The organism is Pseudomonas sp. UMAB-40 (genome assembly GCF_900095275.1).
In the GTDB taxonomy this organism is placed as follows: domain Bacteria; phylum Pseudomonadota; class Gammaproteobacteria; order Pseudomonadales; family Pseudomonadaceae; genus Aquipseudomonas; species Aquipseudomonas mandelii_B.
Genome location: NZ_LT607553.1, coordinates 35,548 through 62,430, shown reverse-complemented (window position 1 = coordinate 62,430; position 26,883 = coordinate 35,548). Strand labels below are relative to the sequence as shown.

Below are 26,883 nucleotides of genomic sequence, written 5' to 3'. Positions count from 1 at the left end.
GACATTTCACGGGGCGGGCAGTTTACCCCTGCCCGGGCACAAGGCTCAACGCGGACGAACAGCGCCCGTGTGCAGATCGGCCCAGACATGGCCGTTGGCGTAACTGAGGAACTGGCAATACACCGTGTCATTGCGCAACAGGTCGATCACCACCCGGTACTGCGCCATCGGGTAAAACAGCGTCAGTGTTTTGCTTTTTTCGTCGTAGATCGGCTTTTTCAGGCTTTTGCTTTCACCGTCGAAATTGACCAACACCTGGCTGATGGTCGCGCCCTTGTTCAAGGATTTGCCCTTGAGACGGATCATCACCGGGGACGTGACCGGAATCGGTTGTTGATTGGACTGACGCTGGCTACCAACCACCACCGAATACTCGGTGACCTGCAACAGCTGTTGCTGCTCGGGCTCCGCGTCACGCAGGGTCAGGTCGTCGGGCGGCAGGAACTGCGCGTGCATCGGCGCCGGGGCGGCCGCCAGAGGCAGGCTAAGGGTCAGCAACAGGGCGACGCAGCTGCGGGTCAAAAGGCTCATGACGGGCTCCGAAGGCGAGGCCGAGCACTCTAGCATGAGGATCAACCGCGCGAATTGGCGATATGGGTCAATACTTCGCAGTACGAAGCTGGCGATGCTGGACGAGCTTCCAGCCGTCGCTCAACAGTGCATCGTCTTCCAGGGAGTGTGCATGACGTTCTCCGTCCCCCCGTTGTTCGCGGCCTGGCGTCAGACCTGGCGCGCCGGCTACACCCTCAGGCGCTTACGCGGCGACATCAGTGCCGGGGTGACGGTAGGGATTATCGCCATCCCGCTGGCCATGGCCCTGGCGATTGCCGTAGGTGTACCGCCCCAGCAAGGGTTGTATACGGTACTCATCGCCGCGCCCCTGATCGCCCTGACAGGCGGTTCGCGTTTCAATGTCAGTGGGCCGACCGCTGCGTTCGTGGTCATTCTGCTGCCCATCACCCAACAATATGGCCTGGGCGGCCTGCTGCTTTGCACCATGCTTGCCGGCGTCATCCTCATTGCCTTGGGGCTGATTCGAGCCGGGCGGTTGATTCAGTACATTCCGTACCCGGTCACCCTGGGCTTTACCGCCGGGATCGGCATTGTCATTGCCACCCTGCAATTGAAGGATTTGCTGGGCCTGAACACCGCCGGCCAGGCAGAACACTACATCGAACAGCTGGGCGTATTGATTCTGGCGTTGCCCAGCGCCCGACTAGGGGACGGGATCATCGGCCTCACCTGCCTGGCCGTTCTGATTATCTGGCCACGGTGGGTGCCGAGGATTCCGGGGCATCTGGTGGCGCTGACCATCGGTGCGCTCTTGGGGTTGGCGCTGGAGCACGGCGGGCTGGCGGTGGCGACATTGGGAGAGCGTTTCAGCTATATGGTCGACGGCGTCAGCCATCCCGGCATTCCGCCGTTCCTGCCAAGCTTCGATTGGCCTTGGAATCTACCCGGCCCCGACGGCCAGCCGCTGCACCTGTCTTACGATTTGATCCGTCAGTTACTGGCGCCGGCGTTCGCCATTGCCATGCTCGGCGCCATCGAATCCTTGTTGTGTGCGGTAGTGGCGGATGGCATGACCGGCAGCAAACACGACCCCAACGCAGAACTGCTGGGCCAGGGTCTGGGCAACCTGATCGCACCGTTGTTCGGCGGCATTACCGCCACGGCGGCCATTGCCCGAAGTGCCACCAACGTGCGCAGCGGCGCCTTTTCGCCACTGGCCGCCATTATTCATAGCGCCGTGGTGCTGATGGCAATACTCGTCCTCGCACCGCTTTTCAGCTATTTGCCGATGGCTGCACTGGCAGCATTGCTGATCATGGTGGCGTGGAACATGAGCGAGGCCCGGCACGTGCTGCATACCTTGCGCATCGCGCCTCGCAGCGATGTGCTGGTCTTGCTGACCTGCCTGAGCCTGACGGTATTGTTCGACATGGTGATGGCCGTCGCCGTCGGCCTGCTGCTGGCCGCCGGGTTGTTTATCAAGCGCATGAGCGATCTCACCGACACTGCCGAACTGCCTCGCGGCTTCCATCAAGCCTTGCAGGACATGCCGGAGCACGTTCGCTGCTATGCGATACGCGGGCCGCTGTTCTTCGGCGCAGCTGAAAAAGCGCTGGGGGTGCTACGCAAATTCAGCCCGGAGGTCAAAGTGGTGATCGTCGAGATGAGCGCCGTGCCGATGCTGGACATGACGGCGCTGGCGGCCTTCGACAATATCCTGAGGGATTACCGCACGGACGGCATCGGCCTGATTCTGGTGGCGACCGCTCCCCGGGTGCGCCTGAAGCTCAGGCGCGCGGGCATCCATCGGGAACAGCGTCAGCTGGCCTACGTGAACAACCTGGAACAGGCTCGTCGCAAAAGCGAGCGCTGGCTGGCCGGGGAAAATTGAGCGCACGGCTCAATCAAACTGCGCGCGCATCCACGCCTGATATTCAGCCACACCAGGCTCGCCTTCGCGCGGTGCCCAGTGAGCAAGCTCTCCTTCACCGACGGGGCGATAAGGGCCGGCCTTGCACTCGAACATCAGGCTGTCGGCTTCCAGCACCACCAAACCATGAAACACACCGGTTGGCAGGTCGACACCCACACAGTCGCCACCAGCCTGCAGGACGTGCTTGCTCACCACCACGCCGGACTCGTCGAAGATCAACACGCCAAGCCGCCCTTTGAGGACCAACAAGGTTTCAGCCTTGTTGTCCCCCAGATGCCGATGAGGCGGGATGTACGTGGACGGCTGCAACCCCACCGCCATGCGATGGCAAGCGTCTTCCATCTGATGAAAGTTGTGGTGCTGGCGTCCACGCGGGTTGGCCGCTGCCTTCTCGGCCAATTCAGTGAACAGCGTTTGATCAAGAAAGCTCGGCGTGGCCATGCTCTTACATTCCTTTAACAGCAAAAATCCCGTTGGCGTTACGCCAGTAGCCTTTGTAGTCCATGCCATAACCGAAGATGTAACGGTCGATGCACGGCAGGCCGACGAAATCGGCTTTCAGGTCCGGGCGAGCCTTGCGGTCGTGGTCCTTGTCGATCAGCACGGCGGTGTGCACTTTGCGCGCGCCGGCGTGTTTGCAGTAATCGATGATCGCGCCCAGGGTGTGCCCTTCATCGAGGATGTCGTCGATGATCAGCACGTCGCGGTCGAGGAACGAAACTTCCGGCTTGGCTTTCCAGAACAGGTCACCGCCGCTGGTTTCGTTGCGATAACGGGTGGCATGCAGGTAGGACGCTTCCAGCGGGAAGTGCAGATGGGTGAGCAGCTTGCCGGCGAAAATCAGGCCGCCGTTCATCACACAGAACACCACCGGGTTGCTGTCAGCCAGCTGTTCGTTGATGTGTGCACCGACGCGGGCGATGGCCGCCTCGACTTCAGCTTCGGTGTACAGGCAGTCAGCCTCTCGCATGATTTGACGGATATGCTCGAGATCAGCGGACATGGCGCTCTCCAGGGGATGGTAAAGGGAGGGACGGTTCGGGAAAAGCGGGCAAAGGTACGCATCAAGCGAGGCCAGATCAAGCGTTTGTGGACTAACGTACTGTATGTCTATAGGACAACACCCTCGGATAGATTAATCTAGGCCGGTTTTTTTGCCCGCCGCCGGAGCCTTTCCCATGCCCATCCTCGAGATCCGCCATCCGCTGATCCGCCATAAACTCGGCCTCATGCGCCGCGCCGACATTAGCACGAAGAATTTCCGTGAGCTTGCTCAGGAAGTCGGTGCCCTGCTGACCTATGAAGCCACCAAAGACCTGCCGCTGGAAACCTACGACATCGAAGGTTGGTGCGGCACCGTGTCGGTGGAGAAAATCGCCGGCAAGAAAATCACCGTGGTGCCGATCCTGCGCGCCGGTATCGGCATGCTCGAAGGCGTGCTGAGCCTGATCCCGGGTGCCAAAGTCAGCGCCGTCGGCGTGGCCCGCAACGAACAAACCCTGCAGGCCCACACCTACCTGGAAAAACTGGTTCCGGAAATCAACGAACGCCTGGCGATGATCATCGACCCGATGCTCGCCACCGGCAGCTCCATGGTCGCCACCATCGACCTGCTGAAAAAGGCCGGTTGCCGCGACATCCGCGCCATGGTGTTGGTCGCCGCGCCGGAAGGCATCGCCGCTGTAGGCAAAGCGCACCCCGACGTGATGATCTACACCGCCTCCATTGATGAAAGACTCAACGAACACGGTTACATCATCCCAGGCCTGGGCGATGCCGGTGACAAGATCTTCGGCACCAAGCAGAAGGACGCTTGAGCATGCAGCAAGAGTTCAACGATCCGCTCTGGCGCACGGTGCTGTCTGGCGCACAGATGCTGTTCGTGGCCTTCGGCGCCCTGGTGTTGATGCCGCTGATTACCGGCCTCGACCCGAACGTGGCGCTGTTTACCGCCGGCCTGGGGACGATTCTGTTCCAGATCGTCACCGGGCGTCAGGTGCCGGTGTTCCTGGCGTCGAGCTTTGCCTTCATCACCCCGATCATTCTCGCCAAGGGCCAGTTCGGCCTCGCAGCGACCATGGGCGGCGTAATGGCGGCGGGTTTCGTCTACACCTTCCTCGGCCTGGCCGTGAAGATCAAAGGCACCGGTTTCATCGACCGTCTGCTGCCACCGGTGGTGATTGGTCCGGTGATCATCTCGATCGGCCTGGCCATGGCGCCGATTGCCGCCAACATGGCAATGGGCAAGGCTGGCGACGGCACCGAGCTGATTCATTACCAGACTGCCATGCTGATTTCGATGCCGGCGCTGCTCACCACCCTGATCGTCGCAGTGTTCGGTAAAGGCATCTTCCGCCTGGTGCCGATCATTTCCGGCGTGCTGGTCGGGTTTGCCATGGCGTTCTATTTCGGCGTCGTCGACACCGCGAAGATTGCCGCGGCACCGTGGTTTGCGATTCCGCACTTCACCGCGCCGGAGTTCAACTGGCAGGCGATTCTGTTCATCGTTCCGGTAGCGTTGGCGCCGGCCATCGAGCATATCGGCGGGGTGATTGCCGTCGGCAGCGTGACCGGTCGTGATTACCTGAAGAAACCCGGCCTGCACCGCACCCTGCTCGGCGATGGCATTGCCACCACCGCAGCCGGCCTGTTCGGCGGCCCGCCCAACACCACCTACGCCGAAGTGACGGGCGCGGTGATGTTGACCAAGAACTACAACCCGAAAATCATGACCTGGGCGGCGATCTTTGCCATCAGCCTGGCGTTCGTCGGCAAGTTCGGCGCGCTGCTGCAAAGCATTCCGGTGCCGGTGATGGGCGGGATTCTGTGCCTGTTGTTTGGTTCGATCGCTGCGGTGGGGATGAACACGCTGATTCGCCACAAGATCGACTTGGGCGAGGCGCGCAACCTGGTGATTGTCTCGGTGACGCTGGTGTTCGGGATTGGCGGTGTGCTGGTCGGCACAGGCACCGGCCCCGACGACTTCGGCCTCAAAGGCATCGCGCTGTGCGCGGTGGTGGCGATCGGGCTGAATCTGCTGCTGCCGGGCAATGACAGCTGGAAGCACAAGAAGGCGGATGAGCCGTTGTTGTAACAGACGACTCACCCAGTGGTGAGGGGGCAAGCCCCCTCACCACAGTTTAAAGCGCCAACGGCGCCCTTTCGCACAAGGCACTCAACGCCCGCGCCCACTGCGGATCATCGTTGAGGCACGGCACCAGCACCAGTTCCTCGCCCCCCGCCTCGCGGAACAATTCCTTCCCACGATCACCGATTTCCTCAAGCGTCTCGATGCAATCGGCAACAAACGCCGGGCACATCACCAGCACTTTCTTCACGCCCATTCCGGCCAATTCATCGAGGCGCGCCTCGGTGTAGGGTTCGATCCACTTGGCCCGACCCAGACGCGACTGGAACGACACCGACCACTTGCCGTCCGCCAGCCCCATGCGCTTGGCAAACTCCGACGCCGTGCGCAGGCATTGGGCGCGATAGCAGGTCGCCAATACTTCTGGCGAAGCGTTCTGGCAGCAATTATCGCTTTGGAAGCAATGGTGACCGGTAGGGTCGATCTTCTTCAGGTGCCGCTCCGGCAAACCGTGGAAGCTCAGCAACAGGTGATCGTAATCCTGCTGCAAATGCGGCTTGGCACTGGCCACCAGGGCATCAAGGTATTCCGGTTGATCGTAGAACGGCTGGAGAATCGAGAGCTGCACATTGAGGTTTTTCTCGCGCAGCACCCGCTTGGCTTCTTCGACCACCGTGGTCACAGTGCTGTCGGCGAACTGTGGATAAAGCGGCGCGAGGGTGATGCTTTTGTGGCCCTGGGCCGCCAGCTGGAGCAGTTTTGTCTCAATCGACGGCTCGCCGTAACGCATCGCCAGCTCTACCGGCCCGTGGGTCCACTGCGCAGTCATGGCCTGCTGCAGGCGACGGCTGAGCACCACCAGCGGCGAGCCCTCCTTCCACCAGATCGACGCATAGGCGTGCGCCGACTGCTCAGGACGCTTGATCAGGATCAGCGACACCAGCAAGCGTCGCACCGGCCATGGCAGGTCGATCACGTAGGGATCCATCAGAAATTGATTGAGGTAACTGCGCACATCCGCCACCGACGTGGAGGCAGGTGAACCCAGGTTAACCAGAAGCAATGCGTGATCGGTCATGCAACGTCCTATTTCAGAGGCGGCTGGACAGGTCGTCCAGGGCCGCGCGCAAATCGGTGAACTGGAAAGTGAAACCCGCTTCCAGCAAGCGCGCCGGTACGGCCTTCTGGCCACCCAGCAACAACAGTGATAACTCGCCCAGGCACACTTTCAAGGCCAGGGCCGGCATCGGCATGAACGCCGGCCGGTGCAGCACGCCGCCCAAGGTCTTGGCGAACTCGCTGTTGCGCACCGGTTTAGGCGCGCAGGCATTATATGGACCGCTCGCGTCATTGCGATGCAGAAGAAAATCAATCAGGGCGATTTGATCGTTGATATGAATCCACGGCATCCATTGCCGACCACTGCCCAAAGGCCCGCCCAGCCCCAGTTTGAACGGCAGCAACAGCCGCGACAAAAAGCCGCCCTCGGCAGACAGCACCAAACCGGTTCGAATCAGAATCACCCGAATACCCATGGCCTCGGCACGCTGGGCGGTTTCTTCCCAGGCAATACACAACTGACTGGCGAAATCATCAATGGATGGAGGAGACGATTCGGTCAGCTCCCGCTCACCACTGTCGCCGTACCAGCCAATGGCAGAACCCGAGATCAACACCTGTGGTTTCTGCTGGCGGGTCTCGAGCCAGGCCAGCAAGGTTTCGGTCAGGGTGATGCGACTGCTCCAGAGCAAGGCTTTGCGTCTGGTGGTCCACGGCCGGTCGGCAATGGGTGCGCCCGCCAGGTTGATAATCGCGTCCACCGGTTCTTGCCCGAGGTCTTCGAGCAACGCGATGCCACGAACCTGGGCACCGCAGATTTTCGCGACTTTTTCCGGTGAGCGACTCAAGACAGTCAGTCGATGTCCCTGGCTCAACCAGTGTCGGCAGAGTTGACGTCCTATCAAACCAGTACCGCCGGTCAGCAATATGTGCATGACTTCTTCCTCGCGTGGCGTTTTACCCTGATCACTAGTCTATTTTTATAAGCAGGGATCTTTGATATCGGGCAGTGTCTGTGTTTAACAATAGGCCAAGCTGTCAGATCGAGAACGCTAAAAGTTATACCAAAAAATAATATTGTACAGGTTTAAACCACGGCGTAGTCTGTACAGAAAGGTAAACGAGGCCCCTATGACTGTACCCATCGCAATCATCGGCACCGGCATCGCCGGGCTCTCAGCCGCCCAGGCCCTGACAGAAGTCGGGCACATCGTTCAACTTTTCGATAAAAGTCGCGGCAGTGGCGGACGCATGTCGAGCAAGCGCAGCGATGCGGGTGCTCTGGACATGGGCGCGCAGTATTTCACTGCCCGCGACCGTCGTTTCGTCACCGAGGTCCAGCGTTGGCAATCCAACGGCTGGGTCGCCGAGTGGACGCCGCAGCTCTACACCTTCCACGGCGGCCAGCTCAACTTGTCGCCGGACGAACAGACACGCTGGGTCGGCACACCGCGCATGAGCGCTATCACTCGCGGCCTGCTCGGCGACCTGGAAGTGCATTTCGCCTGCCGGATCACCGAGGTGTATCGCGGTGAAGAACACTGGCACCTGCAAGACGCCGAGGGCTTCACCCATGGTCCGTACAGTCACGTGGTGATCGCTACACCGGCGCCTCAAGCCACGGCACTGCTGGCCTCCGCACCGAAACTCGCCGGGGCCGCCGCCGGAGTGAAAATGGAGCCGACCTGGGCGGTGGCGCTGGCATTCGATACGCCGCTGGATACCCCCATGGAAGGCTGCTTCGTGCAGGACAGCCCGCTCGACTGGCTGGCGCGAAACCGCAGCAAACCCGGGCGCGACAACACCCTGGACACGTGGGTGCTGCATGCGACCAGCGCCTGGAGCCGACAACATATCGACCTGCCCAAAGAGGCGGTGATCGAACAACTGCACGGTGCGTTCGCCGAGCTGTTGCACAGCGCCATGCCCGCCCCGACTTTCAGCCTCGCCCACCGCTGGCTCTACGCCCGTCCCGCCAGCAGTCACGAATGGGGGGCTCTGGCCGATGCCGATCTGGGCTTGTATGTGTGTGGCGACTGGTGCTTGTCCGGGCGTGTCGAAGGCGCCTGGCTCAGTGGCCAGGAAGCAGCACGACGGTTGCATGAGCACTTGCAGTGAATAGAATCAATCCGAGTAAATTGCTGCTGTCGAAATGGACAGCAGCCCACCCGCAAAACCGCGAAAAACATTTTCTGGTGACCGAGCTGTTCCGGGATGAGGAAGGCACGGTGCTGGACGTCGAGTTGCAGGCGGTGCTGACCCAACGCAGTGAGCGTCTCCCATGGCAATCGCTGAAAGATAGCGACGGCTGGATACTCGGCTGGAAATAGTTCCTGGGGGAGCGAGCCTGCTCGCGAATGCGGTGTGTCGGCCACCCTTGTATCGCCTGATTTACCGCTATCGCGAGCAGGCTCGCTCCCACAAGGGAATGCATTCCCCTCGAAAACCTATACAAACAATTTGACTTGTACACCTTTGAATCTATGATGAAGATAAAGTTGTACAGAGCTACCACTCTGTACAGGTCTGGATTCGAGGTGTTCCGATGCATGTACAGCCAGCGACTCTACCGAAAATCGCCATCAGCGCCTGCTTGATGGGCGCGGAAGTGCGTTTTAACGGCGGGCACAAGGAATCGCGCCTGTGCAGCCGAACCCTCACCGACTATTTCGAGTTCGTACCGGTGTGCCCGGAAGTCGCCATTGGCCTGGGCATTCCTCGCGAACCGATCCGCCTGATCGGCGACCCCGAACATCCCGAAGCAGTCGGCACCATCAACCGCGAGACCAACGTCACCGCGCCGCTCGCCGAGTACGGTCAGAAAATGGCTGCGGAGCTGGACGATATCTGCGGCTACATCTTCATGCAGAAATCCCCTTCCTGCGGGCTCGAGCGGGTCAAGGTCTACCAGGCCAACGGGTCGCCGGTGGACGGAGGTGGGCGCGGCATCTTCGCCCAGGCCTTCTGCGCCCTGCACCCCGACTTGCCGGTGGAAGAAGATGGCCGCCTCAACGACCCGGTGTTGCGCGAAAACTTCCTCACCCGCGTGTTCGCCTACAGCGCCTGGCAGCAATTATTGCGAGAGGGGGTGACACGACGCGGCCTCACGGACTTTCACTCGCGCTACAAATACCTGCTGATGGCCCATAACCCGGTGCAATACAAAACCCTGGGCAACCTGCTGGGCAACATGGGCCAGACCGATCCTGCGGAACTCGGCCCGCGTTATTTCAGCGAGCTGATGGCGGCATTGAAAAAATGCGCCACGCGCCGCACCCACACCAACGTCCTGCAGCACATCAGCGGTTATCTCAAGCAAGTCATCAGCCCTGAAGACAAGCAGGAAATGCAGCACGTCATCGGCCAGTACCGACACGGCATCGTGCCGCTGGTGGTGCCTCTGACGCTGCTCAAACACTATTTCCGCCAACACCCGGATCCGTATATCGCGCAGCAGGTTTACCTTCAGCCGCACCCGGAAAACCTCAGCCTGCGAAACGCCATCTAATGAAAAGCCCAATCGACACCAGTGCCAGCGAAGACCTCGGCGCCGACTTCAAGAAAGCCCTGGACGAAGGCTGGTTGCCGATTCGCGAAGTGGCGCGCCAGACCGGCGTGAACGCCGTGACCCTGCGTGCCTGGGAACGACGCTACGGGCTGATCGTGCCCCAGCGCACGCCTAAGGGGCATCGCCTGTTCTCTGCCGAACATGTGCAACGGATTTTGACCATCCTTACCTGGCTCAATCGCGGCGTGGCCGTCAGCCAGGTCAAGCAACTGCTCGACACCCCACAGGCCTTTACCGAAACAGTCGAAAACGATTGGCAAGTGCTGGGCCAAACGCTGCTGCAAGCGGTGACCCAACTCAATGAACGCACGCTGGATGACACCGTCAATCAAGCCATGGCGCTGTATCCGCCGCGCACCTTGTGCGAACAACTGCTGATGCCGTTGCTGGCGGAACTGGAGCAACGCTGGCAGGGCCAGTTTGGCGCGCAGATGGAGCGGGTGTTTTTCTTTTCCTGGCTGCGCAGCAAATTCGGTGCACGCATCTACCATAACAACCGTCAGTTACGCTCCGCGCCATTGTTGTTGATCAACCATTCAGACCTGCCACTGGAACCTTGCCTGTGGCTGACCGCGTGGCTAATCAGCAGCGCCGATTGCCCGGTCGAAGTGTTCGACTGGCCGCTGCCGGCGGGCGAACTCGCGCTGGCGGTCGATCACCTGCAAGCCCGCGGCATACTGCTGTATTCCAGCAAAGCCATGAATCTTTCGCAGCTGCCGAAACTTTTGAATGGCGTCAGCTGCCCAAAAATAATTGCCGGGCCAACGGTATGCATTCACCACGCCGAGCTGTCCGCAAAAACGTCTGAGAGTGTTGATTTGTTTCTGGCTGAGGACCCGTTATCGGCTCACCAGGAACTGGTCAAGCGTGGGCTTATTTAATGGACACTTCCATGCAATTGATCTGGTTGCGTAGCGACTTGCGCCTGCACGACAACACCGCCCTCTCGGCTGCCGCCGCTCGCGGCCCGACGGTGGCGGTGTACCTGTTAAGCCCGGCGCAATGGCTGGAACACGATGACGCGCCGTGCAAAGTGGATTTCTGGCTGCGCAATCTGGGTGAACTGAGCGACGCGCTGGGCGAACTGAACATTCCCCTTTTGGTTCGCCACGCCCCTCGCTGGGATGACGCGCCGAAAGTTCTGCTCAATCTGTGTCAGCAGTTGAACGTGGAGGCGTTGCACGTCAACGAGGAGTACGGGGTTCATGAAAGCCGTCGCGATACGGCGGTCGCCGAAACGTTGAAGGCCGATGGCATCGACTTCTATAGCTACCTCGATCAACTGCTGTTCAAACCGGGCACCGTGCTGACCAAGACCGGTACTTACTTTCAGGTCTTCAGTCAGTTCCGCAAAGTCTGTTACGAACGTCTGCACCGCTCTCTTCCGGGACGGGTGCCAGCACCGGCGGTACAGGGTCCACTGCCCATAAGTAGTGACGACATTCCTTCGAGCATTGAAGGGTTCGAAACGCCCAGTGACAGCCTGCGCACGCTCTGGCCAGCCGGTGAAGCTGAAGCCCGCCGCCGTCTCGACACCTTCGCCGACGCACACATCGACTACTACAAAAGCGAGCGCGACTTCCCGGCCAAACCCGGCACCAGCCAGCTCTCGGCTTATCTCGCCGCCGGAGTGATTTCCCCACGCCAGTGTTTGCACGCCGCCCTGCACAGCAATCAAGGCGAGTTCGAAAGCGGCAAGGTGGGCGCGGTAACCTGGATCAACGAGTTGCTGTGGCGCGAGTTCTACAAACACATCCTAGTGGGCTACCCACGGGTCTCGCGTCACCGCGCCTTCCGCCCGGAGACCGAAGCCCTGGCCTGGCGCGACGCCCCGGAAGAACTGCTGGCCTGGCAGCAAGCCCGTACCGGCCTGCCGATCATCGATGCGGCGATGCGCCAATTGCTCGAAACCGGCTGGATGCACAACCGCTTGCGCATGGTGGTGGCGATGTTCCTGACCAAGAACCTGCTGATCGACTGGCGCGAAGGAGAACGCTTTTTCATGCGCCACTTGATCGACGGCGACCTGGCGGCGAACAACGGCGGCTGGCAGTGGAGTGCGTCCACGGGCACTGACTCGGCCCCTTATTTCCGTATTTTCAATCCGCTGAGCCAATCGGAGAAATTCGACGCCGAAGGCGTGTTCATCAAGCACTGGCTGCCGCAACTGGCCGGACTGAACAAAAAAGATGTGCACAACCCGGCGAACGTCGGCGGTCTGTTCGGCGTGGCGGATTATCCATCGCCAATCGTCAATCTAAGTAAGTCCCGCGAACGTGCATTGGCCGCGTTCAAGAATCTGCCATCGCGACACGATGCGGGAGGCGCCCATGAGTGATTTCCTGCAGCGTTTTGCCGGGCAGTTCGCACAGTTGAACAAAGACAATTTACAACGCCTCGATGAGCTCTACGCCGAAGATGTGCACTTCACCGATCCGCTGCACGAAGTGCAAGGGCTCGGACAGTTGCGCGGTTATTTCGCCGAGCTCTACGCCAACGTCACCGAGCTGCGTTTTGATTTTCATGGCTTCGACCAGATCGGTGAAGGCGAAGGGTATCTGCGCTGGGTCATGAGTTACCGCCATCCGCGCCTGAGCGGCGGCCAGTTGATTCACGTCGACGGCTGCTCGCACCTGCTCTGGCGGGACAAGGTTTATCGCCACCGGGATTACTTCGATGCCGGGGCACTGCTTTACGAACATTTACCCGTATTGGGCCGGGCGATTGCCTGGCTGAAAAGGAGAATGGGATGAGCCTTACACCTCCACGGCGGTACTGGTTGACGGGCGCCAGCAGCGGTATTGGCGCTTCGCTGGCCGAAGAAATACTGAAAACCGGTGCTCATCTGGCCGTGAGCGCGCGCTCCACAGCGGTGCTGAAAGTCTTGTCCCTGCGTTATCCCGGGCAAGTGCTGGTCGTGCCTGGCGATCTGACCAGCAGCCAGACGGTGCGCGAAATCGGCGAACAAATCGCCTATGCCTGGGGGTCGCTGGACACGGTGATTCTCAATGCCGGCACCTGCGAATACGTCGACGTCCAGCAGTTCGACTCGTCGATCGTCGAGCACGTGGTGCGCACCAACCTGCTCGCAAGCGCCTATTGCATCGAGGCCGCGCTGCCCCTGTTACGCAAAGGCACCGCACCGCACCTGGTGGGCGTCGCCAGCTCGGTAACTTACCTGCCGCTGCCACGGGCCGAAGCCTATGGCGCGTCGAAGGCCGGGCTGCGTTATCTGTTCGAATCCCTGCGCATTGACCTTGCGCCGGAAGGCATCGAAGTCACGGTGGTCAGCCCGGGGTTTGTCGAAACACCGCTGACGGCGAGAAACGATTTCCCGATGCCACTCAGTTGGCCCGTTGCCAAAGCCGCCCGGCACATCTTCGCCAAACTCAAGAACCGCCCCCTGGAGATTGCCTTCCCGGGGCTGTTCATGGCGGCCCTCTGGCCCCTGTCAAAAATGCCCAATTGCGTGAAACTGGCGATCGGCAAACGCATGGTACGCAGCAGCCCACCGATCCGGGATGTGCCGTGAACATTGCCATCATCGGCAGCGGAATTTCAGGGCTGACCAGCGCCTACCTGCTCAATCGCAGGCACGAGATCACCCTGTTCGAGGCCAGCGACTGGATCGGCGGGCACACCCACACCGTGGACGTGACCGTGGATGACCAGCGCTACGCCGTTGACACCGGTTTCATTGTGTTCAACGACTGGACCTACCCAAATTTCATTCGTCTGCTCGGCCAGATTGGCGTGGGCTCCAAGCCGACTGAAATGAGTTTTTCAGTGACGGATCCAGACTCGGGCCTGGAATACAACGGCAATAACCTCAACAGCCTGTTCGCCCAACGTCGAAATCTGTTGTCACCCGGCTTCTGGGGCATGTTGCGCGACATCCAGCGCTTCAACAAAGAAGCGCAGCGTGACCTGGCCGAGGGTCGGATCGCCGCCGACACCACGCTGGACGACTATCTGAAAAACGGCCGCTATGGCGAACGCTTCATCCTGCATTACATCGTGCCGATGGGCGCGGCGATCTGGTCGATGTCCATGGCCGACATGCTCGGTTTCCCGCTGCAATCCTTCGTCAGGTTTTTCAAGAATCACGGCCTGCTGTCCGTCAGCAATCGCCCGCAATGGCGGGTGATCGAAGGCGGCTCGAGTGCTTATATCGAGCCTTTAACGGCAACCTTCAAAGAGAAAATCCGTCTCAACTGCCCGGTGACCCGGGTCGAGCGCGATGAGGAAGGCGTCGTTATCCACAGCGCCGCCGGCAGCGAGCGATTCGACAAAGTGGTGTTTGCCTGCCACAGCGATCAGGCCCTGAAACTGCTGGCCAGGCCGAGCGATACCGAACAATCGATCCTCAGCGCCCTGCCCTACGCCGACAACGAAGTGGTGCTGCACACCGACACACGCCTGCTGCCCAGCCGAAAACTCGCGTGGGCCAGCTGGAATTACCGCCTCGGTGGCCCGGGCCACACACGGGCCGCCGTCACCTACGACATGAATATCCTGCAAGGCATCCAGAGCGACACCACGTTCTGCGTCAGCCTCAACCAGAGCGCCGGCATCAGCCCTTTCAAAGTGCTCGCCAAATACACTTACGCCCATCCGCAATTCAGCCTGGCAGCCGTCGCCGCACAAAGCCGTTGGGAGGAACTGGACGGCGCGCAACACACTTATTACTGCGGCGCCTATTGGGCCAACGGTTTTCATGAGGACGGCGTGGTCAGCGCGTTGCGCGTTGCGCGCTCGTTTGGTGAAGTGTTGTGAACAGCGCCCTCTACAGCGGCTGGATCGCCCATCGGCGGTTCGCCCCAAAGCCTCATGCCTTCCGTTACCGGATCGGTCTGTTGTACCTGGACCTCGACGAACAGGAGGCCGTGCTCGGCCTGTCGCCGTTCTCGGGCAACAGTCGCTTCGCAGCGTTCTCGTTTCGCGAGAGCGATTACCTCAAGGCCTATACCGGCAGCGGCATGCGCCTGATTGACGCGGTGCGCCAGCTCGTCGGCGAGGCCATCGGTCATGCGCCCCAAGGTTCGATCTGCCTGCTGACCCAGCCGCGCAGTTGGGGCGTGTCGTTCAACCCGGTGAGTTTTTTCTACTGCCATGAGGCTGACGGGCAACTGGCGGCGATTCTTTGCGAAGTCACCAACACCCCGTGGCGCGAGCGTCATCACTATGTATTGCCGGCCAAGGCCCCGGTGAATCTGGGCGATTTCCATCAGCATTTCGCGGTGGCGAAGGCGTTTCACGTCTCGCCGTTTTTGCCGATGGACCTGGAATACCGCATGAGTTTCAGCCCCGCCGCGAAAAAGCTCGGCGTGCACATGGCGGACTGGCAGGGCGAACTGAAACTGTTTGACGCCACGCTCAACCTGAAACGCCAGGCACTGGATCGCACCAGCCTGCACCGTTACTTGCGGCGCTTTCCATGGATGACGGCGAAAACCTGCCTGGCGATCTATTGGCAGGCCCTGCGCCTACTGCTCAAGCGCGCACCGATATTTGCTCATCAGGCTGCCGATGGCAGCGTTCAAACCGCCATCGTTCCTCCCAAGGATCACCATCATGAAATCCTCTAGCGCCTCGGCCAAAGTCAATCTGCTCAGCACCAACGGCCTGACCGGATCGTTGCTGCGCCGTGGTGTACTGCGGCAACTGACGCAGCTCAAACATGGACAATTGGTGGTCGTCGAAAACGGCGAACGGCATGTCTTCGGAACTGCAGGCAGCCCATTGATCGGGGAGATCCTTATCCTCGACGCGGCCGCGTGGGGACTGGTGGCGGGTAACGGCTCGATCGGCGCTGGCGAAGCGTTTATCCACGGTTATTGGAGTTCACCGGACCTGACCGCGGTGGTTCGCGTGTTTGTCAGCAACCTTGAGGTACTGGATGCGCTGGAAGGTGGCCTGGCGAAACTCGGCCGCCCCTTCGTTCAAGCGCTGCACTGGCTCAATCGCAACACGCGCAAGGGTTCGCAGAAAAACATCGCTGCCCACTACGACCTGGGCAACGACCTGTTTGAACAGTTTCTCGACCCCACCATGATGTATTCCGCCGCGCAGTTCCTGACGGACGAAGACAGCCTGGAACAGGCACAGTTGAACAAGCTTGAACGGATCTGCCAGAAACTCGCGCTCAAACCCAGTGATCACTTGCTGGAAATCGGCACTGGCTGGGGCAGCATGGCGCTTTACGCGGCTCAGCATTACGGCTGCAAGGTCACCACCACCACGCTTTCCAAAGAACAGTACGCGTTCACCGCCCAACGCATCGAAGCCCTTGGCCTGCAAGACCAGGTCACGCTGCTGCTCAAGGATTACCGCGACCTCACCGGGCAGTACGACAAACTGGTGTCGATCGAGATGATCGAAGCCGTTGGTCACCGCTTCCTGCCGGTCTATTTCAAGCAATGCGCGCAGTTGCTCAAAAGCAACGGCTTGATGCTGTTGCAGGCGATCACCATCCGCGAACAGCGCTACGAACAGGCCAAGGGCAGCGTCGACTTCATTCAGCGTTACATTTTTCCTGGCGGCGCCCTGCCCTGTGTGCAGAAGATGCTGGAAGTCATCGGCCGCGACACCGACATGAATTTGCTGCACATGGAGGATTTCGGCCTGCACTACGCCCGAACCCTGCGCCTGTGGCATGAGAATTTTCGCCGAGCCCAGGGGCGCTTGAGCGAGTTGGGCTACGACGATTATTTCCTGCGGTTGTGGGAGTTTTATCTGTGCTACTGCGAAGGGGGATTTCTGGAGCGCACCATTGGCACCGCGCAAATGCTGCTGGCCAAACCGTCGGCAATGCCCGCGCCGCTGCTGGGGCGCTTCGATGCGTGAGCGTTTGGCCAATGCCGCACTGTTTCAGCTCGGCTGGTTTGCCTGTGTGATGGGCGGCGACAGTTTATGGTTGCTGGTGGCGTTGGCGGCACTGGTGATTCATCTGCTGTGGATAAGTCGCTGGGCGGATGAAGGCCGACTGATTCTCAGCGTTGTGCTGCTGGGCACCACCGTCGACAGTTCGTTGCGCTGGCTTGGTGTGTTCGATTTCGCCGACGTCGCGCCCTTGATCCCGCTGTGGCTGATGCTGTTGTGGGCGTTACTGGCAACCACTTTGCGCCACTGCCTGCAATGGACCGCCACACCTTGGTGGCTCGGCAGCCTGCTGGGCGCCGTGGGTGGGCCGTTGTCGTATTACGCCGGTGGACAACTGGCCGGCGTGCAGTTTCCTTACGGTCAGGTGCCCACGCTGCTGGGCATCAGCCTGCTCTGGGCCGTGCTGTTTCCCACCCTGCATTTCATGGCTCAACGGCTGGCGGCGGACATTGCGGTCAAGCGTCCGTCAGGCCTTTAACACAGCCAGGGCGCACTGCCTTACACTGCCCGCCATGAAAACCATTCCCCACACGCAAATCACCGAACCGGCCGTCACGTGCTCGACCTGTGCAGCTTGCTGCTGCCAGCTCGAAGTCATGCTGATCACCGACACGGGCGTGCCTGAACGTTTTATCGATACCGATGATTGGGGCGGGGAAGTCATGCTGCGTCTGGATGACGGCTGGTGCGCTGCGCTGGATCGCAACAGCATGATGTGCACCATCTACGAAAAACGCCCGCTGATCTGCCGGGAGTTCGAGATGGGCGCACCGGAATGCATTGATGAACGCCAGGGGATTAGCACGGCGTATCGCTGATCGAGAAAAAAATTGGCCCCTGTGGGAGCGAGCTTGCTCGCGATGGCAGAGTGTCAGTCGACAAATAAGCTGAATGTCAGACCGCAATCGCGAGCAAGCTCGCTCCCACAGGTAGTGTGTTTACAACGGCATCGTGTAGTGCAGCGCGTAACTTTCTACACCGTCGTTCGGGCTACTGATCCCGGCATTGGAATAGTGCGTCGCACGAATGCCGACTTCATGTCCGCCGGTAAAACGCAGGCCAAAACCGAACCGGTCTTCAAACTGAAAGGCACTGCCAAGTTGATTGTTTTCGACTTCGGTATTGGCGAACACCGCGACGCCAACGCCCAACTCCACGTAGGGCTTGACGGTCTGGCCGGCGAACTCGTAAACCAGTACCGGCGAGAACGACAGGCTGTGATTGCTGGAGGCCTCGTCGCCGTCCCAGTAGGTGTAGGCGCCGCTCCAGTACCCGGTCAAACGACCGATATCACTCTGCAGCCAGCTCTTGTCCCAATCGAATTGCATGCCCAGTCGATAGGTCATGGTTGAATCGCTGGTCTGGCCGACTGCGAACTCCACGCCTGCTGCCTGCGCAGTAAAACTGTGCCCCATCAGTGCGGCCGCAATCGCGGCCAAGCAGAATAGTCGCTTCATTAGAAACATCCTTTTCCGAACGATTTCGTAAGGTTTTTTTGTTGCTCACCGCTATAGAAGTCGACGCTTAATCAGAAGTTCAGCCCAATTATCCGTTTGCCCCCGGTTTTTGTTTACCCCTTGAAGCTTCGCACAACACCAGCGGTATTCCACAGGATCGGCAAGATATTTCTGAAATGTTCCGGATCCGCACTCGTCCAGAACTGCGCAGCACGCACAGGCCCCTCGGCGAGCAATTCACGCTCGGCCAACAGGCGCTGAAGTTGCCGCGCTACAGCGGCGCCAGTGTCGATCAAGCTGATGTCATCGGGGATCATCTGCTTAAGCAATGGCTTTAGGAAGGGATAATGCGTGCAGCCGAGAATTATTGTGTCGCACCCGGCGCCGAGCAGCGGCCCGACGTACCCGGCCAGCAACTGACGCAATGCCTCACTGTGCAGATCGCCGTTTTCAATCAACTCCACCAGGCCGGGGCACGGCTGAGTGATAACGCGAACATCAGTGGCGAAACGATCGAGCAACGCCGCGAACTTGGCGCTCTGCAAAGTGCCGGTGGTGGCGAGTACGCCGACCACACCACTGCGGGTGGCGGCCGCGGCGGGTTTGACGGCGGGCTCCATGCCGACGATGGGCCACTCAGGGTAATCGCGCCGCAAGTCCGCAACACCGGCAACGGTCGCCGTGTTGCAGGCCAGTACCAAGGCCTTCGCGCCCTGCTGCTGAAAAAATTCGGCCATCACGCTGCAACGTTGCTGGATGAACTCAGGAGTTTTCTCGCCGTAGGGAATATTCCCGCAATCGGCGACGTACAGCAGAGACTCGTTGGGCAGCAGCCGCTGGATCTCGGCCAGCACCGAGAGCCCACCGACGCCGGAGTCGAACACGCCGATCGGCGCTTCACGCATGTTTCGAACCACAGACGCTGCAGCCCGGATCACGCTTGACCCGCAATTCACGGAAGCGCGAACCCAGAGCATCGATCAGCAACAGACGCCCCACCAACGGCTCGCCGAAACCCACCAGCAGTTTCAGGGCTTCCAGCGCCTGGAGGCTGCCCACCAGCCCAACCAGTGGCCCGACAACGCCGGCCTCACTGCAGGTCAATTCGGCTTCGCTGCCGTGACCGTATAAACAGTGGTAGCACGGGCTTTCCGGGCGGCGCGGGTCGAACACCGACAACTGCCCTTCCAGTCGAATCGCAGCGCCACTGACCAGCGGTTTGGCGGCGGCGACACACGCAGCGTTGACCGCTTCGCGGGTGGAGAAATTGTCGGAGCAGTCCAGCACCAAATCCACTGCAGCCACGGCGGCGGCCAGGGAGTCTTCGTCCAGCGCGGTGCGATGGGCGATCAATTGGATCTCGGGATTGATTGCGCTCAAACGGCGGATCGCCGAATCGACTTTGCTCAGGCCGACGCTGTCGGTGTCGTGAACAATCTGGCGTTGCAGGTTGGTCAGGTCGACGGTGTCGAAGTCCGCCAGGTGCAGTTCGCCGACACCGGCCGCGGCCAGATACAGCGCAACCGGTGAGCCGAGACCGCCGAGGCCGACGATCAACACGCGGCTTTCTTTCAGTCGCAACTGGCCGTCGATGTCGACGTGTTGCAACAGAATCTGCCGACTGTAGCGCAACAATTCCTGATCATTCAGCACGGCAGGCGCCCCAGGCTGATACGTTCGTGACCGCCCAGATCGGTGCGGCTGTGGACTTCTTCAAAGCCGCGGCTCAGCAACAAGTCGCGAACGGCTTCAGCTTGATCGTAACCGTGTTCAAGCATCAGCCAGCCACCCGCGTCCAGATAATCCGGCGCCTGGGCGACGATCAGGCGCAGATCGTCAAGCCCGTCGACGCCAGCGACCAGGGCGCTGGCCGGTTCGAAACGCACATCGCCTTCCACCAGATGCGGGTCGGCGGAGGCGATGTACGGCGGGTTGCTGATGATCAACTGAAAACGCTGGCCTTCCAGGGCGCTGAACCAATGGCTGCTCAGCACGGTGGCGTTGTTCAAGTGCAAGCGCTGACGATTGCGTTCGGCCAGCGCCACGGCCTCGAGTACGCGATCCACCGCTGTGACTTTCCACGCCGGACGCTCGCTGGCCAAAGCCAGGGCAATGGCGCCGCTGCCGGTGCCAAGATCGAGCACTTGGGCCGGTGTGGCCGGCAGCAATTCCAGCGCCGCTTCCACCAGCAATTCGGTATCCGGGCGCGGGATCAGCGTGTGCGGCGCAACTTCCAGATCAAGCTTCCAGAACCCTTGCTGCCCCAGAATGTAGGCCACCGGCTCACCGCCACGACGACGTTGCAGGTACTCGGCAAACTTTAGCGCCGCTTCGCTCGGCACAATGCGTTCCGGCCAGGTGTGCAGAAAACTGCGGGACTTGCCCAAGGCCGCGGCCAGCAATAATTCGGCATCCAGACGCGCCGTGGGCGAGTCGGGCAAATCGGCGGCGCGCAACAAACTGGCAATGATCGTCATTTACTCACCTATCGCTGCCAATTGATCGGCCTGGAACTCGGCCAGTAACGGTTCGATCACCGCCTCGACGCCGCCCGCGAGGATTTCATCGAGGGAATACAGCGTCAGGTTGACCCGGTGGTCGGTGACCCGGCCCTGGGCAAAGTTGTAGGTGCGGATGCGCTCGGAGCGATCACCCGAACCGACCAGCAACTTACGCTCGCTGGCGATGGCGTTCGCGGCGGCGCTGGTCTGCTGATCGTTGAGCTTGGCCGACAGCCAGGACATCGCCCGGGCGCGGTTCTTGTGCTGAGAACGTTCTTCCTGGCATTCGACGACGATACCGGACGGCAAGTGCGTGATGCGGATCGCCGAGTCGGTCTTGTTGACGTGCTGGCCGCCGGCACCTGAGGAACGATAGGTATCGACCCGCAGATCTGCCGGGTTGATCTCGATCGTTTCCTGCTCATCCGGCTCGGGCAACACCGCCACGGTGCAGGCCGAGGTGTGGATGCGACCTTGGGATTCGGTGGCCGGAACCCGTTGCACGCGGTGCGCGCCGGATTCGAATTTCAGTTTGCCGTAGACGTTTTCACCTTCAACCCGGGCGATGACTTCTTTATAGCCGCCGTGCTCACCGATGTTCTCCGAGAGAATTTCCACCCGCCAGCCGCGCCGCTCGGCATAACGCGAATACATGCGGAACAGGTCGCCGGAGAAAATCGCCGCTTCGTCACCGCCGGTGCCGGCACGGATTTCGAGGAATACGTTGCGCCCGTCATTCGGGTCCTTGGGCAGCAACATGCGTTGCAGGCTGGCTTCGATGTCGATCAGTTGCTCTTTGGCTTCGCGAACTTCTTCCACGGCCATTTCGCGCATGTCCGGGTCGCTGTCCTTGAGCAGTGCCTGGGCACCTTCTAGGTCGCCTTGCACTTTGAGCAGCTGTTTATAGGTGGCGACAATCGGTTCGACTTCCGCGTATTCCTTGGAATAGGTGCGAAATTTGTTCTGATCGGAAATGACTTCGCCATCGCCAAGCAGGGCGGTCAATTCCTCGAAACGGTCCTGGAGGATGTCCAGCTTATTGAGCAGTGACGCTTTCATTGCGGTTTCTTATCCGAAAAGCTATCCGATGAGCCCTCATTCAGGGCAAAGAGTTCCTGGGCCATGGCCAGCGCATCGAGGCGGCCTTCGGCAGAAAGCTTTTTCAACTGCACACTCGGGGCGTGCAAGAGTTTGTTGGTCAGGCCTCGCGCCAATTGCACCAGCACCTCTTCGGCGCTGCTGCCGTTGGCCAGCATGCGCTGGGCCTTCTGCAATTCTTCGTCGCGCATGCGCTCGCTTTGTTGGCGATAGGCCTTGAGCACATCCACCGCCGCCAGCTCACGCAGACGGACCATGAAATCTTCGGCGCCGACCGAGACCATCTCTTCCGCCGCCTGGGCAGCGCCCTGCCGACTCTTGAGGTTCTCGGCGACCACTTCGTGGAGATCGTCGACGCTATAGAGGTAAACGTCGTCCAACTCGCCGACTTCCGGCTCGATATCCCGAGGGACGGCGATGTCTACCATGAAGATCGGTTTGTGCTTGCGCAGTTTCAAGGCGCTTTCCACGGCGCCTTTGCCCAGGATCGGCAACTGGCTGGCGGTGGAACTGATCACGATGTCACTGCGCACCAGCTCTGCCGGGATGTCCGAGAGCAAAACGGCATGGGCGCCAAACTGCTCGGCCAGGATGCTCGCGCGCTCCAGGGTACGGTTGGCGACCACGATGCGCTTCACACCCAGTTCATGCAGATGACGGGCGACCAGGGTGATGGTCTCGCCCGCGCCGATCAGCAAGGCCTGGCTGCGCTGCAAATCGCTGAAAATCTGTTTCGCCAGGCTGACCGCAGCAAACGCCACGGACACCGGGTTCTCGCCGATGGCGGTGTCGGTGCGCACTTGCTTGGCGGCGTTGAACGTCGCTTGAAACAAGCGTCCAAGCAGCGGACCAATGGTGCCGGCCTCACGCGCCACGGCGTAGGCCGATTTCATCTGACCGAGAATCTGCGGTTCGCCCAACACCAGCGAATCGAGCCCGGAGGCCACCCGCATCATGTGACGAACTGCCGCATCATCTTCGTGCACATAAGCGCTCGCGCGCAGCTCTTCGAGGCTCAAATGATGATAATCGGCCAGCCAGCGCAAGATGATGTCAGCCGAAAGGTGATCCTGTTCTATATAGAGTTCACTGCGATTGCAGGTGGAGAGGATCGCAGCTTCGCGGCTGTCGGTCAGTCGGCAGAGCTGCTGCAAGGCCTCCACCAGCTGCTCAGGGGTAAAGGCCACGCGCTCGCGGACGTCTACTGAAGCAGTCTTGTGGTTGATACCGAGTGCAAGGAAGGCCATTCAAGGTCGCTGATGGTGACGTGAAGCCGGCAATTGTCCTACTTCGACAGTGCCAGAACAACTACCGCTGACTATTGTCCCAATGACCTGCCTCTATAAAGGCATCCATCGAGACTCGGTTATGTTTGGCCGAAGGCTTGTGTCATGATGATCCGACCGCAGGTTAGTCGTCCTCTTCCTATATGAATAGATCCTCCGCGTTGCTCCTCGCTTTTGTCTTCCTCAGCGGCTGCCAGGTCTTGGCACCCGTTTCGTCGGACGGTACGCCGCCGGTCGAAGACAGCACTCCAGCCCCTGAAAAGCCCAAGGTTTACAGCTCATTCAGTGAAGAAACCGTCTTCAGCCTGTTGAGCGCCGAGCTGGCTGGCCAGCGCAATCGTTTCGACATTGCCCTGGACAACTACGTCACCCAGGCCATCAACACTCAGGATCCGGGCATCTCCGAGCGGGCTTTCCGCATTGCCGAATACCTGGGCGCCGATCAGGCTGCCCTGGATACCGCGTTGATCTGGGCAAAAAACGCCCCGGACGACCTCGAGGCGCAACGCGCGGCTGCCGTGCAGCTGGCGCGCGCCGGGCGTTATGACGATTCCATGGTCTATATGGAGAAAGTCCTGCTCGGCAAGGGCGACACGCATTTCGACTTCCTCGCCCTGTCCGCAGCCGATACCGACCAGGACACACGCAACGGGCTGATGAAAAGCTTTGACCGTTTGTTGCAGCGCCACCCGAACAACAGCCAGTTGATTTTCGGCAAGGCCTTGCTGCTGCAACAGGACGGTGACGTCAAAGGCGCGCTGACCTTGCTGGAAGACAATCCGCCGGACGACGGCGAAATTGCCCCGATCCTGCTGCGCGCGCGCCTGCTGCAAGGGCTCAACCGTGGCGATGAAGCCTTGCCGCTGCTGCAAAAAAGCATCAAGAAATACCCGGACGACAAACGCCTGCGTCTGACCTATGCACGCATGCTGGTTGAACAGGACCGCATGGACGACGCCAAGGTCGAGTTCTCAAGCCTGGTCCAGCAATACCCGGAGGACGACGAACTGCGTTATTCCCTGGCGCTGGTGTGCCTGGAAGCCAAGGCCTGGGACGAGGCCAAGGGTTACCTGGAAGACTTGATTGCCCGGGAAAGCCACGTCGATTCGGCGCACCTGAACCTCGGTCGTATTGCTGAAGAGCGCAACGACCCTCAAGGCGCGCTGATCGAGTACGCCCAGGTTGGCCCGGGCAATGACTATCTGCCGGCGCAACTGCGTCAGACCGACATTCTGATCAACAACGGCAAGACCGCCGAAGCCCAAAGCCGTCTGGCGACGGAACGCGACGAGCAACCCGATTACGCGATTCAGTTGTACCTGATCGAAGCCGAGACCTTGTCTGCCAACAATCAGCCCGACAAGGCCTGGAAGGTTCTGCAAACGGCGCTGCAAAAATACCCGGACGATCTGAACCTGCTTTACACCCGCGCCATGCAGGCGGAAAAACGCAATGACCTGGCGCAGATGGAAAAAGACCTGCGTCTGATCATCAAGCGCGACCCGGACAACGCGATGGCGTTGAACGCCCTCGGCTACACCCTGTCGGATCGCACGACGCGTTACGCCGAAGCCAAGGCCCTGATCGAACAAGCGCACCAGATCAACCCGGAAGACCCGGCGGTACTCGACAGCCTCGGCTGGGTGCACTTCCGCCTGGGCAATCTCGATGAAGCCGAGCGCTATCTGCGTCAGGCCCTGGATCGTTTTCCCGATCAGGAAGTGGCCGCTCACCTGGGCGAAGTCCTGTGGGCCAATGGCAAGCAACGGGAAGCCAAACAAGTCTGGAGCAAGTTCCTCAAGGAACAACCCGACAGCCCCATCCTGCGCAGCACCATCAAGCGCCTGACCGGATCAGAGACTCTTTAAGATTATGTTTTTGCGCCACCTTATTGTTTTCAGCTTCATCGCCCTGCTCGCCGGTTGCGCGGGCTTCGGCGCCCGCGAATCGGTCCAGGGCCAAGGCAACCCGGCCCAATGGCGCGAGTACAAACAACAGCTGACCGGCCTCGATGGCTGGCAGATCAACGGCAAGATCGGCATCCGCGCACCCAAGGATTCGGGTAGCGGCACGCTGTACTGGCTGCAGCGACAGGACTACTACGACATCCGCCTTTCCGGCCCGCTGGGTCGCGGCGCGGCTCGCCTGACCGGTCGCCCTGGCAAAGTCTCGCTGGAAGTGGCCAATCAGGGCCGTTTTGACGCCACGACGCCCGAAGCGCTGGTTGAAGAACAGCTCGGCTGGAAGCTGCCGGTGTCCAATCTGGCTTGGTGGGTTCGCGGGCTTCCGGCCCCGGACAGCAAAAGTCGCCTGACCCTGGATGCCGACAGTCGGCTGGCCAATCTCGAGCAGGACGGCTGGCAAGTGGAATACCTCAGTTATGCCGAGCAAAACGGCTATTGGCTGCCCGAGCGGATCAAACTGCACGGCACCGACCTTGATGTCACGCTGGTGATCAAGGAATGGCAACCACGCAAACTGGGGCAGTGAACATGACCGTTGCGCGCTTGACGCTGCCCTCCCCAGCCAAACTCAATCTGATGCTGCACATCCTCGGCCGCCGTGAAGACGGTTATCACGAGTTGCAGACAATTTTTCAGTTTCTTGATTACGGCGATGAAATCACCTTCGCCGTGCGCGACGACGGCGTGATTCGGCTGCATACCGAATTCGATGGCGTTCCTCACGACAGCAATCTGATCGTCAAAGCCGCGAAAAAACTTCAGGAGCAATCCGGTTGTTCGCTCGGCATCGACATCTGGATCGAAAAAATCCTGCCCATGGGCGGTGGAATCGGTGGCGGCAGTTCAAATGCCGCGACGACTTTGCTCGGCCTCAATCATCTCTGGCAACTGGGTTGGGATGAGGATCGACTGGCCGTGCTGGGCCTGACGCTTGGCGCCGACGTCCCGGTTTTCGTGCGTGGGCACGCGGCTTTCGCCGAGGGCGTAGGGGAGAAACTCACCCCTGTAGACCCCGAAGAACCGTGGTATCTCGTGCTTGTGCCGCAAGTATCTGTAAGTACAGCAGAAATTTTTTCAGATCCGTTGTTGACACGTAACTCTTCTCCCATTAAAGTGCGCCCCGTTCCCAAGGGAAACAGTCGAAATGACTGCTTACCGGTGGTAGCAAGGCGTTATCCAGATGTACGTAACGCATTGAATTTGTTAGGTAAATTTACCGAAGCAAAACTCACCGGAACTGGAAGTTGTGTGTTTGGGGGCTTCCCAAGCAAAGCTGAAGCTGATAAAGTCTCGGCCCTTCTTACAGAGACCCTTACAGGGTTTGTAGCAAAAGGAAGCAACGTTTCGATGTTGCATCGCAAGCTACAAAATCTGCTCTAAAGGAATCGATTACTGGGTAATCGTTGCAACAGATACAGGGGCGTCGCCAAGCGGTAAGGCAGCAGGTTTTGATCCTGCCATGCGTTGGTTCGAATCCAGCCGCCCCTGCCATTTTCCTATACTCATCCAGGTTACCCTCAGCCTTCAGGTACTG

29 protein-coding genes and 1 tRNA gene are annotated in these 26,883 nt (G+C 60.1%); 19 read left to right on the top strand and 11 right to left on the bottom strand.

Annotation, left to right across the window (positions count from 1 at the left end; translation table 11 throughout):
* Window positions 1-45: 45 nt before the first annotated feature.
* Window positions 46-531, bottom strand: coding sequence for a hypothetical protein (locus K0F88_RS04960; RefSeq protein ID WP_219094376.1), 486 nt, complete (start codon window positions 529-531; stop codon window positions 46-48).
* Between the two features lie 151 nt (window positions 532-682).
* Here K0F88_RS04960 and dauA point away from each other — a divergent pair, with 151 nt between their 5' ends.
* Window positions 683-2,404: a C4-dicarboxylic acid transporter DauA gene (gene dauA / locus K0F88_RS04955; RefSeq protein WP_094470690.1), complete on the top strand. Its 1,722-nt coding sequence runs from the start codon at window positions 683-685 to the stop codon at window positions 2,402-2,404.
* A 9-nt stretch (window positions 2,405-2,413) separates the two neighbouring features.
* On the opposite strand, the gene K0F88_RS04950 is transcribed toward dauA, so the two are convergent.
* Together K0F88_RS04950 and K0F88_RS04945 are read right to left on the bottom strand one after the other, a co-directional pair.
* Window positions 2,414-2,887: a WbuC family cupin fold metalloprotein gene (locus tag K0F88_RS04950; RefSeq protein ID WP_219094374.1), complete on the bottom strand. Its 474-nt coding sequence runs from the start codon at window positions 2,885-2,887 to the stop codon at window positions 2,414-2,416.
* A gap of 4 nt (window positions 2,888-2,891) precedes the next feature.
* Window positions 2,892-3,449, bottom strand: coding sequence for a hypoxanthine-guanine phosphoribosyltransferase (locus K0F88_RS04945; RefSeq protein ID WP_219094372.1), 558 nt, complete (start codon window positions 3,447-3,449; stop codon window positions 2,892-2,894).
* Window positions 3,450-3,624: 175 nt separating this feature from the next.
* Between K0F88_RS04945 and upp the strand changes: the two genes are divergently transcribed.
* The gene (gene upp / locus K0F88_RS04940; RefSeq protein ID WP_219094370.1) at window positions 3,625-4,263 is read left to right on the top strand and encodes a uracil phosphoribosyltransferase; all 639 of its coding nucleotides are present in this window, start codon (window positions 3,625-3,627) and stop codon (window positions 4,261-4,263) included.
* A 2-nt stretch (window positions 4,264-4,265) separates the two neighbouring features.
* A complete protein-coding gene (locus tag K0F88_RS04935; protein WP_131059474.1) occupies window positions 4,266-5,540 on the top strand; it encodes a uracil-xanthine permease family protein in 1,275 nt (424 codons plus the stop codon).
* A 46-nt stretch (window positions 5,541-5,586) separates the two neighbouring features.
* Here the strand turns inward: K0F88_RS04935 and hemH are convergent, their stop codons facing one another.
* Together hemH and K0F88_RS04925 are read right to left on the bottom strand one after the other, a co-directional pair.
* Window positions 5,587-6,612: a ferrochelatase gene (gene hemH, locus K0F88_RS04930; RefSeq protein ID WP_219094367.1), complete on the bottom strand. Its 1,026-nt coding sequence runs from the start codon at window positions 6,610-6,612 to the stop codon at window positions 5,587-5,589.
* Between the two features lie 13 nt (window positions 6,613-6,625).
* Entirely contained in the window at window positions 6,626-7,528 is a 903-nt protein-coding gene (locus tag K0F88_RS04925; RefSeq protein ID WP_219094365.1) for a TIGR01777 family oxidoreductase, read from the bottom strand.
* 196 nt (window positions 7,529-7,724) lie between these two features.
* On the opposite strand from K0F88_RS04925, the gene K0F88_RS04920 reads away from it, so the two are divergent.
* The 12 genes from K0F88_RS04920 (at window position 7,725) to K0F88_RS04865 (ending at window position 17,861) form a co-directional block, all read left to right on the top strand.
* A complete protein-coding gene (locus K0F88_RS04920) occupies window positions 7,725-8,711 on the top strand; it encodes an NAD(P)/FAD-dependent oxidoreductase (RefSeq protein WP_219094363.1) in 987 nt (328 codons plus the stop codon).
* Window positions 8,708-8,923 carry a TIGR02450 family Trp-rich protein gene (locus K0F88_RS04915; RefSeq protein WP_094470682.1) on the top strand — a complete coding sequence of 72 codons (216 nt, stop codon included), beginning with the start codon at window positions 8,708-8,710 and terminating at the stop codon, window positions 8,921-8,923. The genes K0F88_RS04920 and K0F88_RS04915 overlap by 4 nt, the downstream gene beginning before the upstream one ends.
* A 215-nt stretch (window positions 8,924-9,138) precedes the next feature.
* Window positions 9,139-10,101: a DUF523 and DUF1722 domain-containing protein gene (locus K0F88_RS04910; protein WP_219094362.1), complete on the top strand. Its 963-nt coding sequence runs from the start codon at window positions 9,139-9,141 to the stop codon at window positions 10,099-10,101.
* Window positions 10,101-11,042 (top strand): MerR family transcriptional regulator, encoded by a 942-nt coding sequence (locus K0F88_RS04905; protein WP_219094360.1) that lies wholly within the window; start codon window positions 10,101-10,103, stop codon window positions 11,040-11,042. The genes K0F88_RS04910 and K0F88_RS04905 overlap by 1 nt, the downstream gene beginning before the upstream one ends.
* An 11-nt stretch (window positions 11,043-11,053) precedes the next feature.
* Window positions 11,054-12,499 carry a deoxyribodipyrimidine photo-lyase gene (phrB, locus tag K0F88_RS04900; protein ID WP_219094358.1) on the top strand — a complete coding sequence of 482 codons (1,446 nt, stop codon included), beginning with the start codon at window positions 11,054-11,056 and terminating at the stop codon, window positions 12,497-12,499.
* The gene (locus K0F88_RS04895) at window positions 12,492-12,914 is read left to right on the top strand and encodes a nuclear transport factor 2 family protein (protein WP_094470679.1); all 423 of its coding nucleotides are present in this window, start codon (window positions 12,492-12,494) and stop codon (window positions 12,912-12,914) included. The genes phrB and K0F88_RS04895 overlap by 8 nt, the downstream gene beginning before the upstream one ends.
* On the top strand, window positions 12,911-13,693 hold the full coding sequence (locus K0F88_RS04890; protein ID WP_219094356.1) for an SDR family oxidoreductase: 783 nt from the start codon (window positions 12,911-12,913) through the stop codon (window positions 13,691-13,693). Before K0F88_RS04895 ends, K0F88_RS04890 begins: the two co-directional genes overlap by 4 nt.
* Complete coding sequence (locus K0F88_RS04885) at window positions 13,690-14,937, top strand: NAD(P)/FAD-dependent oxidoreductase (protein ID WP_219094354.1); 1,248 nt, start codon at window positions 13,690-13,692, stop codon at window positions 14,935-14,937. The genes K0F88_RS04890 and K0F88_RS04885 overlap by 4 nt, the downstream gene beginning before the upstream one ends.
* On the top strand, window positions 14,934-15,749 hold the full coding sequence (locus K0F88_RS04880) for a DUF1365 domain-containing protein (protein ID WP_219094352.1): 816 nt from the start codon (window positions 14,934-14,936) through the stop codon (window positions 15,747-15,749). The genes K0F88_RS04885 and K0F88_RS04880 overlap by 4 nt, the downstream gene beginning before the upstream one ends.
* A complete protein-coding gene (locus tag K0F88_RS04875) occupies window positions 15,736-17,007 on the top strand; it encodes a cyclopropane-fatty-acyl-phospholipid synthase family protein (protein ID WP_219094350.1) in 1,272 nt (423 codons plus the stop codon). The genes K0F88_RS04880 and K0F88_RS04875 overlap by 14 nt, the downstream gene beginning before the upstream one ends.
* Window positions 17,000-17,521, top strand: coding sequence for a DUF2878 domain-containing protein (locus K0F88_RS04870; protein ID WP_094470674.1), 522 nt, complete (start codon window positions 17,000-17,002; stop codon window positions 17,519-17,521). The genes K0F88_RS04875 and K0F88_RS04870 overlap by 8 nt, the downstream gene beginning before the upstream one ends.
* 34 nt (window positions 17,522-17,555) lie before the next feature.
* On the top strand, window positions 17,556-17,861 hold the full coding sequence (locus tag K0F88_RS04865) for a YkgJ family cysteine cluster protein (protein WP_219094348.1): 306 nt from the start codon (window positions 17,556-17,558) through the stop codon (window positions 17,859-17,861).
* A 120-nt stretch (window positions 17,862-17,981) separates the two neighbouring features.
* Here the strand turns inward: K0F88_RS04865 and K0F88_RS04860 are convergent, their stop codons facing one another.
* From K0F88_RS04860 to hemA, 6 genes are all read right to left on the bottom strand, one after another.
* Window positions 17,982-18,500 (bottom strand): acyloxyacyl hydrolase, encoded by a 519-nt coding sequence (locus K0F88_RS04860; RefSeq protein ID WP_094470672.1) that lies wholly within the window; start codon window positions 18,498-18,500, stop codon window positions 17,982-17,984.
* Window positions 18,501-18,613: 113 nt separating this feature from the next.
* Window positions 18,614-19,405 (bottom strand): glutamate racemase, encoded by a 792-nt coding sequence (gene murI, locus K0F88_RS04855; RefSeq protein WP_094470671.1) that lies wholly within the window; start codon window positions 19,403-19,405, stop codon window positions 18,614-18,616.
* Entirely contained in the window at window positions 19,398-20,153 is a 756-nt protein-coding gene (locus K0F88_RS04850) for a molybdopterin-synthase adenylyltransferase MoeB (RefSeq protein ID WP_219094346.1), read from the bottom strand. The genes murI and K0F88_RS04850 overlap by 8 nt, the downstream gene beginning before the upstream one ends.
* Complete coding sequence (gene prmC / locus K0F88_RS04845; protein ID WP_219094344.1) at window positions 20,147-20,977, bottom strand: peptide chain release factor N(5)-glutamine methyltransferase; 831 nt, start codon at window positions 20,975-20,977, stop codon at window positions 20,147-20,149. Before prmC ends, K0F88_RS04850 begins: the two co-directional genes overlap by 7 nt.
* Complete coding sequence (gene prfA / locus K0F88_RS04840) at window positions 20,978-22,060, bottom strand: peptide chain release factor 1 (protein WP_219094342.1); 1,083 nt, start codon at window positions 22,058-22,060, stop codon at window positions 20,978-20,980.
* Entirely contained in the window at window positions 22,057-23,346 is a 1,290-nt protein-coding gene (gene hemA, locus K0F88_RS04835) for a glutamyl-tRNA reductase (RefSeq protein WP_145310069.1), read from the bottom strand. The genes prfA and hemA overlap by 4 nt, the downstream gene beginning before the upstream one ends.
* Window positions 23,347-23,528: 182 nt before the next feature.
* Between hemA and K0F88_RS04830 the strand changes: the two genes are divergently transcribed.
* From K0F88_RS04830 to K0F88_RS04815, 4 genes are all read left to right on the top strand, one after another.
* Window positions 23,529-25,253, top strand: a complete 1,725-nt coding sequence (locus K0F88_RS04830) for a tetratricopeptide repeat protein (RefSeq protein ID WP_219094340.1) — start codon at window positions 23,529-23,531, stop codon at window positions 25,251-25,253.
* A gap of 4 nt (window positions 25,254-25,257) precedes the next feature.
* Window positions 25,258-25,875: a lipoprotein insertase outer membrane protein LolB gene (gene lolB / locus K0F88_RS04825; protein WP_219094338.1), complete on the top strand. Its 618-nt coding sequence runs from the start codon at window positions 25,258-25,260 to the stop codon at window positions 25,873-25,875.
* A 2-nt stretch (window positions 25,876-25,877) separates the two neighbouring features.
* Window positions 25,878-26,729: a 4-(cytidine 5'-diphospho)-2-C-methyl-D-erythritol kinase gene (gene ispE / locus K0F88_RS04820; protein WP_010458280.1), complete on the top strand. Its 852-nt coding sequence runs from the start codon at window positions 25,878-25,880 to the stop codon at window positions 26,727-26,729.
* Between the two features lie 36 nt (window positions 26,730-26,765).
* Window positions 26,766-26,840: transfer RNA gene (locus K0F88_RS04815), tRNA-Gln, on the top strand.
* Window positions 26,841-26,883 lie beyond the last annotated feature (43 nt).

Excerpts from the sequence above, each read along its gene's own strand:
- K0F88_RS04945 (WP_219094372.1), bottom strand. The coding sequence starts at position 3,449 with ATGTCCGCTGATCTCGAGCATATCCGTCAAATCATGCGAGAGGCTGAC.
- K0F88_RS04865 (WP_219094348.1), top strand. The coding sequence starts at position 17,556 with ATGAAAACCATTCCCCACACGCAAATCACCGAACCGGCCGTCACGTGC.
- K0F88_RS04870 (WP_094470674.1), top strand. The coding sequence starts at position 17,000 with ATGCGTGAGCGTTTGGCCAATGCCGCACTGTTTCAGCTCGGCTGGTTT.
- K0F88_RS04960 (WP_219094376.1), bottom strand. The coding sequence starts at position 531 with ATGAGCCTTTTGACCCGCAGCTGCGTCGCCCTGTTGCTGACCCTTAGC.
- K0F88_RS04925 (WP_219094365.1), bottom strand. The coding sequence starts at position 7,528 with ATGCACATATTGCTGACCGGCGGTACTGGTTTGATAGGACGTCAACTC.
- hemA (WP_145310069.1), bottom strand. The coding sequence starts at position 23,346 with ATGGCCTTCCTTGCACTCGGTATCAACCACAAGACTGCTTCAGTAGAC.
- K0F88_RS04935 (WP_131059474.1), top strand. The coding sequence starts at position 4,266 with ATGCAGCAAGAGTTCAACGATCCGCTCTGGCGCACGGTGCTGTCTGGC.
- K0F88_RS04910 (WP_219094362.1), top strand. The coding sequence starts at position 9,139 with ATGCATGTACAGCCAGCGACTCTACCGAAAATCGCCATCAGCGCCTGC.
- K0F88_RS04830 (WP_219094340.1), top strand. The coding sequence starts at position 23,529 with ATGAATAGATCCTCCGCGTTGCTCCTCGCTTTTGTCTTCCTCAGCGGC.
- phrB (WP_219094358.1), top strand. The coding sequence starts at position 11,054 with ATGCAATTGATCTGGTTGCGTAGCGACTTGCGCCTGCACGACAACACC.
- K0F88_RS04920 (WP_219094363.1), top strand. The coding sequence starts at position 7,725 with ATGACTGTACCCATCGCAATCATCGGCACCGGCATCGCCGGGCTCTCA.
- K0F88_RS04950 (WP_219094374.1), bottom strand. The coding sequence starts at position 2,887 with ATGGCCACGCCGAGCTTTCTTGATCAAACGCTGTTCACTGAATTGGCC.
- prfA (WP_219094342.1), bottom strand. The coding sequence starts at position 22,060 with ATGAAAGCGTCACTGCTCAATAAGCTGGACATCCTCCAGGACCGTTTC.
- K0F88_RS04875 (WP_219094350.1), top strand. The coding sequence starts at position 15,736 with ATGAAATCCTCTAGCGCCTCGGCCAAAGTCAATCTGCTCAGCACCAAC.
- K0F88_RS04895 (WP_094470679.1), top strand. The coding sequence starts at position 12,492 with ATGAGTGATTTCCTGCAGCGTTTTGCCGGGCAGTTCGCACAGTTGAAC.
- K0F88_RS04905 (WP_219094360.1), top strand. The coding sequence starts at position 10,101 with ATGAAAAGCCCAATCGACACCAGTGCCAGCGAAGACCTCGGCGCCGAC.
- ispE (WP_010458280.1), top strand. The coding sequence starts at position 25,878 with ATGACCGTTGCGCGCTTGACGCTGCCCTCCCCAGCCAAACTCAATCTG.
- murI (WP_094470671.1), bottom strand. The coding sequence starts at position 19,405 with ATGCGTGAAGCGCCGATCGGCGTGTTCGACTCCGGCGTCGGTGGGCTC.
- dauA (WP_094470690.1), top strand. The coding sequence starts at position 683 with ATGACGTTCTCCGTCCCCCCGTTGTTCGCGGCCTGGCGTCAGACCTGG.
- lolB (WP_219094338.1), top strand. The coding sequence starts at position 25,258 with ATGTTTTTGCGCCACCTTATTGTTTTCAGCTTCATCGCCCTGCTCGCC.
- hemH (WP_219094367.1), bottom strand. The coding sequence starts at position 6,612 with ATGACCGATCACGCATTGCTTCTGGTTAACCTGGGTTCACCTGCCTCC.
- K0F88_RS04890 (WP_219094356.1), top strand. The coding sequence starts at position 12,911 with ATGAGCCTTACACCTCCACGGCGGTACTGGTTGACGGGCGCCAGCAGC.
- K0F88_RS04860 (WP_094470672.1), bottom strand. The coding sequence starts at position 18,500 with ATGAAGCGACTATTCTGCTTGGCCGCGATTGCGGCCGCACTGATGGGG.
- prmC (WP_219094344.1), bottom strand. The coding sequence starts at position 20,977 with ATGACGATCATTGCCAGTTTGTTGCGCGCCGCCGATTTGCCCGACTCG.
- upp (WP_219094370.1), top strand. The coding sequence starts at position 3,625 with ATGCCCATCCTCGAGATCCGCCATCCGCTGATCCGCCATAAACTCGGC.